The sequence below is a fragment of the Chryseobacterium sp. FG46 genome (assembly GCF_057809135.1).
This window is the reverse complement of sequence record NZ_JBMDJJ010000021.1, coordinates 72,005-86,642: the sequence shown is the minus strand read 5'-3', so window position 1 is coordinate 86,642 and position 14,638 is coordinate 72,005. Positions and strand designations below refer to the sequence as shown.

Below are 14,638 nucleotides of genomic sequence, written 5' to 3'. Positions count from 1 at the left end.
TATAATGTTTAAAAGCCATACATCTAATTGATTGCCAAATAAATATACAAAAAAACAAATCAAAATATATAAAATTTATTTACTTTTTAACAAGAAAAACCGCCTCAGTTGTGAGACGGCTTCTTTTTATCTATATAAATAAAATAATTACTTAATAATTCTTTCCAATACCCATTCAATAAGGTTTTTCTCAGAAGCATGGTGGTCTGCGGAGAATTCTCCACGTCTTCTGTTGGCAATAACGTTATTTACGGTAATGGCTTTGTGTCCTAATAATTTTGAAAGAGCATAGATCGCAGACGTTTCCATTTCGAAATTGGTAATTCCAAGGTCATTCAATGTTTCCAGGAATTGATCATCTACTGCCTTTAAACGAAGCTGTCTTCCTTGTGGAGCATAGAATCCCGGGAATGTTGCCGTATTTCCGTGGTATTTGGCATCTTTGTAATATTCTCCCATTTCTTCTGCCCAGTCTGAGAAATAAAGCATTGGCTTGATTCTTTCGTAAGGGAATTTTTCCATAAAGCTTTTAGAAAACTCATTTTCGAAGTTGTAATCCTGATAGAAGTGCATCAGTCCGTCCAAACCTACAACATTCTGAGTAACCAGCATATTGTCTACCTGTACATCCGGGTTTACACTTCCACAAGTTCCCATACGGAAAAGTTCCAGAGATTTGTGTTCAGTCTTGAATTCTTTGTTTTGAAGGTCAATGTTCACCAAAGCATCCAGTTCATTCATTACGATATCGATGTTTTCAGTTCCGATACCGGTAGACATTACGGTAATTCTTTCTCCACGAAGTGTTCCTGTATGCGTATAAAATTCTCTTTTATTTTTTTTGATTTCTACGGTATCAAAGTATTTTGAAACTTTTGCCACTCTGTCAGGATCACCTACAAGGATTATTTTGTCAGCAATATCTTCAGGTAAAAGATTCAGATGGTATACACTTCCGTCTTCATTCAGAACAAGTTCTGAGGCAGCAAGTTTGTTTAGCATAATATGTATATTTTTTTGTTTTTGATGTGTTGAATTTAAATTAAAAATATCCTCTCCCAATAATTTCCCGCCATTATTTTTTTCGGTATTTCGAAGAACCGTTTCTTTAGAACAATGAATTTGATTTCGGGGTTTAAAATTAGTGAAAAATATGTTATCAGAAATATAAACATTATTTAATCTGCTATTAAAACTGAGATAACATCAGATCAATACTTTTGCCGCTAAAAATTCATGAGAGCTTATCCACTGCTTGTAATTGTCCTTCTGATAGGATTTGCAGTAATGTCTTTTAATCCTGTTTATAAAGGAAAAGAAAGCGAAAATACATTTATCAATAAAGGGTTGTCCAACTTTAAAACCAAGCTTGAACAGCTGAAATCAGATGTTGATAAGTTCTCTGAAGACCGTATTTCTATAGAAGAACTGCAGAAATCCCTGAGCAGTACAAGAAACTCATTCAAAGAAATAGAATTCTACATTGCTTACCATTATCCGGAATTTACAAAAACCCACCTTAACGCAGCGCCATTGTTCCATATTGAAGCAGCAGGAACATCGGCATATACAATTCCTCCTGAAGGATTGCAGGTGCTTGATGAACTGATATTTTCAGAAGAGGCAGGAAACGAGAAAGAAAAGATCAAAACCATTACCGCCTTTTTATACAACAGTTATTCCAGATTTTATCTAAGTGCTTTAAAAAATGGATTGAGCAAAGGAAACAACAAAACATTGCCTTTACGCATAGAGCTGATCAGGATCTACTCGCTTGGAGTCTCAGGCTTTGATACACCGGGTTCTCTTAATATTTCTGAGGAGTCAAGCCATGCTCTTTCGGGAATGCAGAAGTATATTAATGATGATCTTTATTTTAAAAATTATAATACTCAGAAAGCCAATCAAACTTTAACAGAAGCAATTAACTACCTTTCAAAAAATACCGATTTTGAAACCTTTGACAGGATTGAGTTTTATAAAAAATATATACAACCTTTATATGAAGAGTTGGGGAAATGGGACGGAAGACGGGACGATCTTAAAGAATTTTCAGGCTGGAATGCGGGCAGCAAAAACTTTTTCAGCAGCAACTTTTTAGATCCTTATTTTTATACTTTACTGAAGTCCTCGGAAGATAACCCGGAACTCCGTAAACTAGGAAAATCTATTTTCTATGATCAGAACTTAAGCGGTAACGGTAAAATGAGCTGTGCGACTTGCCATCTTCAGGAAAATGCTTTTACAGATCTTAAAGCAAAATCACAAAGCAATGTAGAAGGGAAGACGGTGCTGAGGAATTCCCCATCTCTGTATAATGCTGTTTTTGCTAAAAGATTTTTCTATGATCTTCGTGCCTTTTACCTTGAGCAGCAGGCAGAACATGTCATCTATAATGAGCAGGAATTCAATACAAGCTATGAAAGCATTATTCAGAAATTAAAAACAAAACCAGAATATAGAAAAGCATTCCGAAATGCCTTCAAAGATGGCAGAATAAGCAAAGAAAACTTTTCAAAAGCATTAAGCTCTTATGTGGCTTCACTGTATTCATTTGACAGCGATTTTGACCGTTTTATGAGGAATGAAAAAAATGTTTCCGATGATGTGAAAAAAGGATTCAACCTGTTTATGGGAAAGGCCAATTGTGCAACCTGTCATTTTGCACCCACTTTTTCCGGATTGGTACCTCCGTTTTTTAATGAAAATGAATCCGAAGTACTGGGAATAACTACCAGGCCTATCAAACAGCTTCCTGTGGAACTTGATCAGGATTTGGGAAGAGGAAACAGCCCGGTAAAAAAAGAAAAATCATGGATTTATGATTACTCTTTCAAAACAGTAACCGTGAGAAATATTGCGCTTACGAAACCATATTTCCATAACGGGGCTTTCAACACTCTGGAAGATGTTCTCGACTTTTACAATGAAGGTGGCGGAGAAGGATTAGGATTGAAGATGAAAAATCAAACGCTGGCATCAGATAAGTTAAACCTCACCGAAACAGAAAAAAAGCAGATTATCGCCTTTCTGAATGCTCTTACGGATGTAAGTAAAGCGAAATAGGCGAGATGATGGTTTTTGTTGACGAGCCTGAGATTCTGTAATCTAAAACCTGTATTATTTGTCTATTTTCTTTAATACTATCGCAAATTTTTTTCTTTAATTATTCATTTTAACATAAAATGTTTTTAGACTTATCTTCATTTAAATCTACTGAAGGTTGTGTTGATGTAAGATAATCAGCTGAAAAATCAACATTATGTATGTGTTTAAAATTAATTAATAATATGTTTTTCTAGCAAAATATACGTATTGTTTTAATTTTTAACAATATTTATTATATTTGTTTCAGTGATGTTACTGTAATATCAAAAGAATAATAATGAAAATAAAACGACTCCTATTGCCGATGTTGTTCATATCGGCAATTTATCATTCTCAAAGTCTCCCGGCAGCAAGGAACGAAACTGAAGAGGATGAAGATATCGAATACGAATTAAGGCACAAGTCCCAGCCCTGGTTTTCTGAAATGAAAGACAATGCTGATTATTTCAAAGTAAAAGCCAGTTTCGACAAATATTTTGGTAATCACAGGTGGGAAAAAAGTAAGCCGAGAAGCATTGGCGAAGACTGGCTAAGAACAAAATTGTTTTATTTGGATAATCAGGGAAAGGTTACCCCTGAACCTTTATTGTTGAATCAGCCTAAAGTAAAAAATACAGCCTTATTACCTACACAAACACAAGTTGGTGACTGGACGATAATAGGGCCGGTAAATAGTGCGAGTACAAATTATTCCAATAAATATAATCACGGAGGATATGTATTTTTGAGCAGAATAGATCCTACGAACCCTCAAAAGATCTTTGTATCTTTTGTAACCGGAGGACTCTGGCGTACCATAGATGGAGGAACTTCCTGGAATTTGGTAGACAATGGCTTTCCTGATTCTAAATATAATGATATTGATGTATGCATTGCTAATCCACAAACAATATATGCATTAAGTGATACCCAGCTCATCAAATCTATAGATGGAGGACTTAACTGGACTTCAACCACAATGACTTCCGCAGGCTATTCAGGGAAAGCTTATGACATTGCAGTTTCTCCGTCTAATCCTAATATTGTTGTTGTTCACTGGGGAATCTCATTGTACAGAACAAGTGATGGCGGAAATACCTGGAGCGCAGTACAAACCGGGCTTCCTGCAGATTATCAGATTGGAGATTCTTCAACCCAAAGCGAGTCTTTGGAATGGAATCCGAATGATGCGAATTCGGTTTATTTTGCCAGCTCATCCAACAATAATATTTTTAAAGTTTATAAATCAACTAATCAGGGAGCAAGCTTTACCCAATTAAATTCTACAACTTTGGATGCTACTGCTAATGGGCAAATTATTGGTTGGGTTAAAGTTTTTTTACCAACAAATAATATTTCTTCATTCTATGTAGCAGCAGGTAGCGGTGCCAATGCTTATGGGCATCAGTCGGTTCATCTGTATAAATTTAATAAAGCAACCGGAGTACTTGACAATTCCAGAATCAATATGATTCCAGGTTCCGGAGGAATTAACAGTTTGCATCATGGTGACATGCAGATGGATCGTAATGATGAAAATAGGATTGTATATGGAACTTATGGAGTGGATCAAGTCAGGATTTCCACTGATAATGGGGTTAGTTTTACTACTCCCGCATCCTACACCCATTCTGATATCAGATCCATGGATTTCGTTAACGGAAAATTTGTGGTAGGAAGTGATGGAGAAATGGCAGCATCCAGCAATTTGGGAGTCACAATGACTACTTTAACAAACAGTATTGGAAACCATGAGTTATGGGGCTTTGGAAGTGCTTTCAAAACCAATCTGGTTGCATCGGGAAATAATCATGGCCCGGTAATGATTAAGGAAAGTGCCAATGGTTTTGATTGGTATAACGGAACAGGTGCAGATCAGGGGAATACAGATGTTAATCCGCTAGATGACAGATATATTTACAGTCAGGGATATAGTAATTACAGGTATTTCAGAACCGGGGTGAATACACTCATTAATGAGCCCAATTTCCTGGATCTGGGAGGAATTTATGCTTATTTTAATTCGATAGAATTCCATCCCAATAAATATTATACCATGATTACCCATCACGCGGGTCAATATCCCACAGGCAATCCGAATTTGGCAACATGGAAAAATTCTCTTATTAAAACCGAAGACAACGGAAATAGTATATCTATCGTAAAGACATTCAACAATCAGGTATTCAGAGAAAAAATATCTGCTAAAAACCCCAATGTAATGATTGTTGTAGAAGGTTTAACCAATAATAAACTTTGGAAGACGACAGACGGTGGACTTACATGGACTGATATTACCCCTAATACCACAGTAACTTCCGGGCAAACCAATATATCGGATATTGCCATAGGAGATAATGATCCTGACAAAATATGGATAACGTACAGTGGTGTTCAGTCTGTATGCAAAGTATTGAAGTCAGGTGACGGAGGAGCAACCTGGACTAATCTTAGTTCTTCTGTACTTACTGCTTCTCCTGTTACGAAAATTATTTTCCAAAGAGGTTCAAACGGCGGTGTGTATGTAGGAAATAAAGCAGGGATATTTTACAGAAATGATGTGATGCCGAACTGGGTAATGCTGGGTAATGGCCTGCCCATGTGCGATGTCCGTTTTATGTTCATCAATTACAACGAGAATAAATTAAAAATAGGAACATCCAGAGGTGCATTTGAGCATGCTTTATATGAGATAAGTCCTCCTGATGCTTTAATATCAGTTGGAAACAATAAAATTAGCTGTCCGGTTGCGGAAAAAGTCCAGTTTAAAGATTATTCCGTTGTACGGAATGCAAGTGCTACATGGCAATGGAGTTTTCCGGGAGGAGTACCTTCTACTTCCACATTAGAAAATCCGTTGGTTTCTTATGCGGGAGCAGCGAACGGAACTTATCCTGTGACTTTAACGGTAACAGATCAATACGGAACAAGCACGCAGACACTCAATAATTTTATTGAAATAAATAATCAGTGTGGAACAAGCCAACCGGATAAAATTCCCGGAAATAGTATAAAGCTTACAGGTCAAACCACAGGTGATTATATTAAAATAGATAATGCAGCCCTTAATAAAAATTCGTTTACATTCTCTTGCTGGATAAAACCAAACGGTATCCAGACCGACTACAGCGGTATTTTTATGTCCCAGGATGGCAGCAATCCATTTGGAATGAATTTCAGAGAAGGTAACAATACTATCGGTTTCCACCCGAACTGGAGTTGGTCTTCCGGTTTGCAGGCTCCTGCAGGGCAATGGTCACACATCGCATTGGTAAGCAACGGAACGAACGTAAAAATATATGTTAATGGAAAAGAAAGTGTCAATAATACAGCATTGCCGTCTGAAGTTTTCAATATCTTATTTTTAGGAAGCTATGGAAGAGGGCATACGAACAGATTTACCCAATTGGAAATGGATGAAGTTGCAATATGGAATAGACCATTATCCATTGATGAAATCAGACAATGGAGACACCTGACAAAAAGTATTGCCGGAGATCCTGTTTTAAATGGACTGGTGTATTATCTTCAGTTCAATGAATCGGCCGGGAATATTACGGTTAATAAAAACAACTCGGGAACTTTTGCATCCTATCAGGGAACAGGATATACAAGATTAACTTCAAATGCTCCGGTTTTTGAAGGAGTAAGTGAAAAAATGAATGTTACGTCTTCTGGTGTGAAAGATTTTACAACTGCCGGAGTTGCTATGGAGTTTAATTCAGGTACTTACCCGAATGGAGATGTATGGATATCAAGAGGTATAATTAATCCGGATCAATTACCAAATACGGATACTAATTTTGGGTTCTATACTATTATAAATAATTATGGGACAAATCTTACATTCTCACCGCTTGCATCCTTATCATTTTATAAAAATGCAGGATTTAACAATTATCCCAATGCAACTTCTTATAGTCTTTTCAAAAGAGGAAGCAATGATTTTGGAAGTACCTGGGGAGCGGGCATCGATAATGCAGATCAGGTTTCCGGTACAGGTCTTAACACAAAGGTTACCTTTAGTACAAATTTAAATGTTAGTTCTTTCAGTCAGTTTTTTCTTACCAATTCTTCTTCTACATTATCCGGAGTTAATTCCGAAGTGGAGAAAAACAAGTTGCCGAGAATTGTTCCAAATCCTACTGATCAGGGTACTCCAATTTCAGTTCATGTACCAAAAGCCTGGGTGGGTTCACAATTAATTGTTTATGATATGTCCGGTAAAAAAGTAGCAGAAATATTCAATTTAAGGTCTGAAGAGAATATTATGCTGAATCTTCCTAAAGGATTATATATCGCATCATATATATCTAAAACCAATACATCTCAGGAAAAATTCATCATTAAATAAATTTAAAATAAACTTTATTTGATTTATAAGGTATGTCAATTGGCATACCTTATTTTTTTGATTGGTCTGCTTCTAAAATTTCATAAAGACAAATATGAATATTCGGGCGTTTATGTTCTGAAAGGATAGGGTTAATGTTGATAATATTGTTTCAGGTACAATTTATCTCGAATTTGATACATGATTAAACTTACACTTTTGTAACACAAAATTAATCCCATTAACATTAGGTTTTTGATAAGTTAATATTGGGTGATTTAGATTTAAAATCCTATTAACAGAGGAAAAGTTCTAAAAAAATAGTTTTGCAAAGTCTAATAAATGAAATAAAAAATGAAGAAAAAATTACTCACAGTGGGAGCGTTGGCTATACTGGCCGGTTCTGGTATTCAGGCGCAGACTCTGATATTCAATAAGAATGCGTCATGGAAGTATAAAGATAACAACCAGGCTCAGCCGGCAGGATGGAATGCTGCAACATATGATATTTCAACCTGGACAACCGGAAACGGTCCCTTAGGATATGGAGATCCGGTAACGACTACGATCAATTCCGGGCTTACGACAGCTTATTTCGCCAAAGATTTTACAGTAGATCTTTCAACACTTTCCGATACTATGGAACTTGGAGTAATGAGAGACGACGGTATTATTGTATATCTTAATGGAGAAGAAGTTGTAAGAGATAATATGCCTGCAGGTGCTGTTACATTCAATACTTTCTCCAGTACTACTATAGATGGAGCAGCAGAGAGTGTTTATAATATTTTCTCCATTCCAAAATCAAAATTTGTAAACGGTGTCAACAGATTTTCTATTGAATTACACAACAGAAGTACAACCAGCTCAGATTTAAGAATTGATGCTTATCTGAAAACAACCACCAATACAACTACACCTGTAGCTTGTAACGGGACACATATCAGCTGCTTTACTTCAATTGTTCCTACAGCACAAACCAATAAATTAATTATCCCTGCTGAGCATAAATATCAGCTTATTTTAAAAGAAGGAGACAGCTATACTGAAGGAGGAGGAATGGTAGGAGGTCTGAATGACTTTACCGGCTACGTTCCAAAAACAGGAAGCAGTACCAACGGATATCTTTCGGTAAACCATGAAACGAATCCTGGAGGAGTTACCATGGCCGAAATCAATTATAATGCAACTTCAAAGCTTTGGCAGCTGACAAAATCAAGAGCCGTAAGTTTTTCAGATCCAAGTTTGGTACAAACCATCAGAAACTGCTCAGGAGGAATTACGCCATGGGGAACTGTGGTGACAGCTGAAGAATCTGTTACATCTAATGATGTGAACAATGATGGTTATAAAGATTATGGTTGGCTGGTAGAAATTGATCCTGCAACAGCACAGGTTATTTCTAAAAATACTGATGGTTCCAAAGGAAAACTTTGGCAGATGGGAATCATGAACCACGAAAATGTAGTAATTAATAATGCAGGAACTATAGCTTACTATGGAGAAGACGGCGGAACTCACATGGTATACAAATATGTAATGGATACTCCCAATGATCTTTCTTCCGGAAATCTTTATGTTTTAAAATTAGATCAGGGATTAACTACAGCGGGAGATCCGGCAGGAACTACGGCAACATGGGTTCAGGTTCCAAACAAAATGAAAGCCGACCAGAACAATACTGCATCACTTGCCCAGTCATTTGGAGGAACAAAATTCAATGGGGTGGAAGATGTTGAAATCAGCCCGATAGACGGAAAAATCTATTTTACAGCAAAAGGATTAGACAAAGTGTATCGTCTTCAGGATAATGGAACTACTGCTTCTCAGGTAGAAACTTTTGTAGGGGGATCATCTTCTGTATATTCTTTCAATACAGCTCAGGGAATGAAATCCGAAGCTTGGGGAGACGGAAATGACAACCTTACTTTCGATGAGCTTGGAAACCTTTGGGTGCTTCAGGATGGAGGTAAAAACTATATCTGGGTCATTGCTCCTGATCATACGCAGGCTAACCCTAAAGTAAGATTATTTGCTTCTATGCCGGCTGGTTCAGAACCTACAGGATTAACATTTACTCCTGATCATAAATTCGGTTTCTTCTCTATTCAGCACCCAAGTTCAACCATCTCTACAGATATTGATGCTACAGGGAATACGATTGATTACAGAGGGAAATCTGCAACAATTGTAATTGCACTTAAAAATAACCTTGGAACTGAAGGAACTTTAGGAACTATTGATAGTAAAATTGAAGAAAATACAGTAACAATAGCACCTAACCCAACTTCAGGAATCGTGAAAATCAATTCTGTAAAAGGATTGAAAGATATTTCTGTAACAGCTTACAGCTTAGACGGGAAAATCGTTTACACAAAGAAGTTCAATGGAACCAACAAAGCATTGGACCTTGATTTTACACAACAGTTGGAAGGATCGCGAGTTTTGGTTTTAAATATTGAAGCTGAAGGAGGATTCCAGAAAACAGTTAAACTTGTAAAGAAATAAATTATTTATAATTCTTGTCTGTCGGCAGCTTGGGTTGCTGGCAGACCTTTTTATGTTTATGAAAAAGCTTTTCTTATTGATTTCCATGATCTCCCTTTCACAGGCCAAAGCACAGATTGATCCGGTGAAGTATCCTACGTTTACCAATATTGAAGATGCTTTAAATAGTGAAAAAACAGTCTATAGTATGAGTTTCAGAGAGAAAGGTCTTTTTAACCTTCCTCCTCAGATTGTAAAACTGGATTCATTATTCTTTTTGAATATTATGGCGAATAAGCTTGAGAAAATGGATCACGAACTCTTTGCCCTAAAAGAACTGGAAATATTAAATGTGAATGAAAACAGCATTAAATATATTCCGGATGAGGTAGGGAATCTTAAAAAACTGACTACCTTTTCAATGAATCTTAACAGTCTGACAAGCATTAATCCCAATATTGCAAAACTTCAGAAATTAAGAGCAGTACATTTTGATGCCAATAATCTAAATACCTTTCCGGAAGCCCTTATGGAAATTCCGGCATTGGAAGAAATCAATCTTCAGGGAAACCAGATCAGCTTTATTGCAGACAGACTTGATCAGATCAAAAACCTGAAATTTTTGAACCTTTCAGATAATCAGATCAATGATCTTGGAAACCTGTCTTTTCCTGAAAATTTAAAATATCTTGAACTGCAGCAGAACGCTATCATCAAACTCCCTGAGAATCTTTTCAACGCAAAGAATCTTGAATTTCTGAATGTAAGCGGAAATCATATCACAGAAATTTCACCCAAAGTAAAAGGACTGAAAAATATCGTCAGCATGAATCTGGCCAACAATAATCTGAAAGACATTCCTGTAGAAATCAAACAACTTAAAAATCTGAAAACATTGATTCTTACAGGAAATCCTATAGAAAAATCTACCATTGAGAACTTAAAAACCTTACTGCCGGAAACCCAGATCTATTTCTAGAACTATCCGCCAACACGTTTGGTTTTATATCCCATTTCTTTAAGGATATTCATTATTTTATCACGGTTATCTCCCTGAATGATAATCGTTCCATCCTTCTCAGAGCCGCCTATACCCAGGGTGGTTTTTATTTTCTTTGAGATTTTTTTCAGGTCTTCCTCGCTGCCTTCCCAGCCTTCAACAATCGTTACAGGCTTACCGTTTCTCCCTTTTTTCTCAAACTTGCATACCAAAGGCTCTTTCTGCTTGAATTGTTCTTCAGGCATCTCAAAATCCTGCTCTTCATGATCAGGAAAAAGATTCTTCAATTGATCTCGTAAATCCATACCGCAAAATTAAAAAGATTTACTGATTAATGAATGGGTTTAAAGATGAAATTTTAATTAGAATGATCTTTTTTCATTCGATGGAAATTCTTTTAATCGTCCCGGATCATCCTGACGATCAGCAATCAGTAAAATTCGAGTCTTCAAATTCTTCTATTCATAGGAAATTAGGTAAATTTGTCTAACAAAAGTTTTACAAAATGTCGAAAAAAGCAATACTGGCCATTCTTGACGGATGGGGATTGGGAACAAACCCTGACGTTTCTGCAATAGATAAAGCAAACACACCATTCATAGACAGCTGTTACCAAAAATTTCCACACACTACACTTGAAGCAAGTGGATTGGCTGTTGGTCTGCCTGCAGGGCAAATGGGAAATTCTGAAGTAGGGCACATGAACCTGGGAGCCGGAAGAGTAGTATACCAAAATCTGGTAAAGCTGAATATGGCCGTTGAAAATGGAACATTGGGGCAGGAAAAAGTGATCCAGGATGCTTTTGAATATGCTAAAAGGGAAAATAAAAAAGTACACTTTATCGGGTTGGTTTCCAATGGAGGAGTACATTCACATATCAATCACTTAAAAGGATTACTGACCGCGGCAAAAGAGTTCGGACTAAATGAAAATGTTTTTGTTCATGCATTTACCGATGGCAGAGACTGTGATCCGCACTCTGGATTAGGGTTTATCGATGAGCTTCAGAAGCATATGGAAGCTACTACAGGAAAACTGGCAACAGTGGTTGGGAGATACTATGCCATGGATAGAGATAAGAGATGGGAACGTGTAAAACTGGCTTATGATGCCCTTGTAGAAGGAGTAGGAGAGCCGTCAACAGATGCGCTGGCTTCTATTAAAACTTCTTATGATAACAACGTTACCGATGAATTCCTGAAACCCATCATTTTAATGAATACTACCACTACAGGAAATGTAGTACCAGTGGCAAAAATCATTGATAACGACGTAGTGATATGCTTCAACTTCCGTACAGACAGAGGTAGAGAGATTACAGAAGTTCTTTCTCAGAAAGATTTCCCGGAATATGATATGAAAAAGCTTAATCTTTATTATATCACATTAACGAACTATGATAAAACCTTCCAGAATGTACAGGTAGTTTTTGATGAAAATGTACTGACGGAAACTATGGGCGAAATTCTTGAAAAAAATGGAAAAACCCAGATCAGAATCGCAGAAACAGAGAAGTATCCACATGTTACTTTCTTCTTCTCAGGAGGAAGAGAACAGGAGTTTGAAGGAGAAAAAAGACTTCTTTGTCCAAGCCCGAAAGATGTTCCTACTTACGACCTGAAACCGGAAATGTCAGCATATGACATTACCAATTCCATCGTACCGGAACTGGAGCAGGGAACAGCTGATTTTGTTTGTTTAAATTTCGCCAATACAGACATGGTAGGGCACACAGGTGTTTTTGAAGCTGCTGTAAAAGCTGCCGAGGTTGTGGATCAGTGTATTGAAAAAGTGGCTGCAGCTGCCTATGAAAATGGCTATGCTGTTTTTATTCTTGCCGACCACGGAAATTCTGATGTTATGATCAACGCAGACGGAACTCCTAATACCCAGCACTCTACAAACCTGGTTCCTTTTATCGTGATGGATAAAGACCATACATGGAATCTCAAGCCGGGAAAACTTGGCGATGTAGCGCCTACAATCCTTAAAGTAATGGGCGTTGAAATACCAGATGCAATGACAGGAGAAGTTTTGGTTAATTAAAATTCAATAATATTATTAAAAAAATGCCGTTATGCTTTAGTAACGGCATTTTTTTATGATTTATGTCAGAAAAAGTATGACTTGCATAATTTATTATGCGTTAAATAATAAATAAATCATATCTTTGTTAATTAAAACTGAATAGTAAAATGTATCAAAAGCTTGTTAGGAAAGAAGTAATGGGATTATTGGAAAAGGAAGTAGGTTCTTTTCTTGATAAATTTTTAACGCCAATTGAAAAAATCTGGCAGCCTTCCGATTATTTACCAGATCCTTCAAGTGAAGAATTTAAACATGACTTAGAAGAAATTCAGACTTTTGCCCGCGAAATGCCTTACGATCTTTTTGTAACATTGATTGGTGACTGTATCACAGAAGAAGCTCTTCCTTCCTATGAGTCTTGGTTAATGGGAGTTGATGGAATCAATCAGGAAGAAAAATTAGGCTGGGCCAATTGGGTAAGAGCATGGACTGCTGAAGAAAACAGACATGGAGATTTATTAAACAAATATCTTTATCTGTGTGGAAGAGTAAACATGAGAGAAGTGGAAATTACCACTCAATACCTGATTAATGATGGCTTCGATTTAGGAACCAGCATGGATCCATACAGAAACTTTATTTATACAAGCTTCCAGGAAACAGCTACCAATATTTCTCACAGAAGAGTTGGTACATTGGCTAAACAATCAGGAAACGGAAAATTAGCAAAAATGTGTGGTGTAATTGCTGCAGACGAAGCAAGACACGCTAAAGCATACAAACATTTCGTAGCCAAAATCCTTGAAGTAGACCCTTCAGAAATGATTCTGGCATTTGAAGATATGATGCGTAAGAAAATTGTAATGCCTGCTCACTTAATGAGACAGTCCGGACAAAAAGCTGGTGAACTTTGGGGACATTTCTCAGATGCTGCACAAAGATGTATGGTCTACACAGGTCAGGATTATATCAATATTATGAAAGACCTTTTAGATGAATGGAAAATTGAGCATGTAAAAGGACTTACAGAAAAGGCAGAAAAAGCTCAGGAATACCTGATGAAACTTCCTGCAAGGCTACAGAAGATTACAGACAGAGTTTCTACTCCGGATCTTCAGTTCCAGTTTAGCTGGGTAAAAAGCTAATTAGATCTATTATTATTTAAAATATAAAAGTATTGAGTGCCTTTCTTTTTGGCACTCTTTTTATTTCTTATCTTTGCAAAGCTAAAAAAAGAACAAAATGTTAAATAATAAAAAGATTGCTGTTGACTTTGACGGGACTATTGTTGACGATGCTTACCCGGCAATTGGAAAACCGAAAACTTTTGCATTCGAAACTTTAAAAAGACTTCAGTCTGAAGGATTCAGATTGATACTTTGGACATACAGACACGGAAAAACATTAGATGAAGCGGTAGAATTCTGTAAAAAAAACGGAATAGAATTTTATGCTGTAAACTCAAGCTTTGAAGGAGAAGTTTTTGATCCTGAAAATCAGTCCAGAAAATTGGATGCAGACTGGTTTATCGATGACAGAAATTTAGGAGGATTTCCGGGTTGGGGCGAGATTTACAATATCATTCAGGAAAGAATAGAATTCCGTGTAGAAGGAAAAGAAGTTCTTGCCTATTCAAAACTTAAAAAAGAAAAGAAAAAAGGACTTTTCTGGTAGAATAAAAAAATTTAAATTTAACAGTGTA

At 36.6% G+C, this 14,638-nt stretch carries 9 protein-coding genes; 7 read left to right on the top strand and 2 right to left on the bottom strand.

The genetic code is table 11. From position 1 onward, the window contains the following. Positions 1-147: 147 nt before the first annotated feature. A complete protein-coding gene (locus ACODR7_RS15750) occupies positions 148-1,002 on the bottom strand; it encodes a nucleoside phosphorylase (protein ID WP_488840471.1) in 855 nt (284 codons plus the stop codon). 234 nt (positions 1,003-1,236) lie between these two features. On the opposite strand from ACODR7_RS15750, the gene ACODR7_RS15745 reads away from it, so the two are divergent. The 4 genes from ACODR7_RS15745 to ACODR7_RS15730 all read left to right on the top strand — a co-directional run bounded on the left by ACODR7_RS15745 (position 1,237) and on the right by ACODR7_RS15730 (position 10,886). Next, positions 1,237-3,066, top strand: coding sequence for a cytochrome-c peroxidase (locus tag ACODR7_RS15745; RefSeq protein ID WP_488840469.1), 1,830 nt, complete (start codon positions 1,237-1,239; stop codon positions 3,064-3,066). A gap of 319 nt (positions 3,067-3,385) precedes the next feature. Next, complete coding sequence (locus tag ACODR7_RS15740) at positions 3,386-7,441, top strand: LamG-like jellyroll fold domain-containing protein (protein WP_488840468.1); 4,056 nt, start codon at positions 3,386-3,388, stop codon at positions 7,439-7,441. Between the two features lie 333 nt (positions 7,442-7,774). Next, positions 7,775-9,928, top strand: coding sequence for an alkaline phosphatase PhoX (locus ACODR7_RS15735; RefSeq protein ID WP_488840466.1), 2,154 nt, complete (start codon positions 7,775-7,777; stop codon positions 9,926-9,928). Between the two features lie 58 nt (positions 9,929-9,986). After that, the gene (locus ACODR7_RS15730; protein ID WP_488840464.1) at positions 9,987-10,886 is read left to right on the top strand and encodes a leucine-rich repeat domain-containing protein; all 900 of its coding nucleotides are present in this window, start codon (positions 9,987-9,989) and stop codon (positions 10,884-10,886) included. A 2-nt stretch (positions 10,887-10,888) separates the two neighbouring features. Here the strand turns inward: ACODR7_RS15730 and ACODR7_RS15725 are convergent, their stop codons facing one another. Beyond that, the gene (locus tag ACODR7_RS15725) at positions 10,889-11,212 is read right to left on the bottom strand and encodes a translation initiation factor (protein WP_034696743.1); all 324 of its coding nucleotides are present in this window, start codon (positions 11,210-11,212) and stop codon (positions 10,889-10,891) included. Between the two features lie 200 nt (positions 11,213-11,412). On the opposite strand from ACODR7_RS15725, the gene gpmI reads away from it, so the two are divergent. The 3 genes from gpmI to ACODR7_RS15710 all read left to right on the top strand — a co-directional run bounded on the left by gpmI (position 11,413) and on the right by ACODR7_RS15710 (position 14,610). Beyond that, complete coding sequence (gene gpmI / locus ACODR7_RS15720) at positions 11,413-12,954, top strand: 2,3-bisphosphoglycerate-independent phosphoglycerate mutase (protein ID WP_488840462.1); 1,542 nt, start codon at positions 11,413-11,415, stop codon at positions 12,952-12,954. A gap of 149 nt (positions 12,955-13,103) precedes the next feature. Then, positions 13,104-14,081 carry an acyl-ACP desaturase gene (locus ACODR7_RS15715; protein ID WP_047431293.1) on the top strand — a complete coding sequence of 326 codons (978 nt, stop codon included), beginning with the start codon at positions 13,104-13,106 and terminating at the stop codon, positions 14,079-14,081. 97 nt (positions 14,082-14,178) lie between these two features. Continuing rightward, complete coding sequence (locus ACODR7_RS15710; protein ID WP_062670258.1) at positions 14,179-14,610, top strand: BT0820 family HAD-type phosphatase; 432 nt, start codon at positions 14,179-14,181, stop codon at positions 14,608-14,610. Positions 14,611-14,638: the final 28 nt, after the last annotated feature.

Coding starts and splice junctions, on each gene's coding strand:
- ACODR7_RS15750 (WP_488840471.1), bottom strand. CDS start 1,002: ATGCTAAACAAACTTGCTGCCTCAGAACTTGTTCTGAATGAAGACGGA.
- ACODR7_RS15745 (WP_488840469.1), top strand. CDS start 1,237: ATGAGAGCTTATCCACTGCTTGTAATTGTCCTTCTGATAGGATTTGCA.
- ACODR7_RS15740 (WP_488840468.1), top strand. CDS start 3,386: ATGAAAATAAAACGACTCCTATTGCCGATGTTGTTCATATCGGCAATT.
- ACODR7_RS15735 (WP_488840466.1), top strand. CDS start 7,775: ATGAAGAAAAAATTACTCACAGTGGGAGCGTTGGCTATACTGGCCGGT.
- ACODR7_RS15730 (WP_488840464.1), top strand. CDS start 9,987: ATGAAAAAGCTTTTCTTATTGATTTCCATGATCTCCCTTTCACAGGCC.
- ACODR7_RS15725 (WP_034696743.1), bottom strand. CDS start 11,212: ATGGATTTACGAGATCAATTGAAGAATCTTTTTCCTGATCATGAAGAG.
- gpmI (WP_488840462.1), top strand. CDS start 11,413: ATGTCGAAAAAAGCAATACTGGCCATTCTTGACGGATGGGGATTGGGA.
- ACODR7_RS15715 (WP_047431293.1), top strand. CDS start 13,104: ATGTATCAAAAGCTTGTTAGGAAAGAAGTAATGGGATTATTGGAAAAG.
- ACODR7_RS15710 (WP_062670258.1), top strand. CDS start 14,179: ATGTTAAATAATAAAAAGATTGCTGTTGACTTTGACGGGACTATTGTT.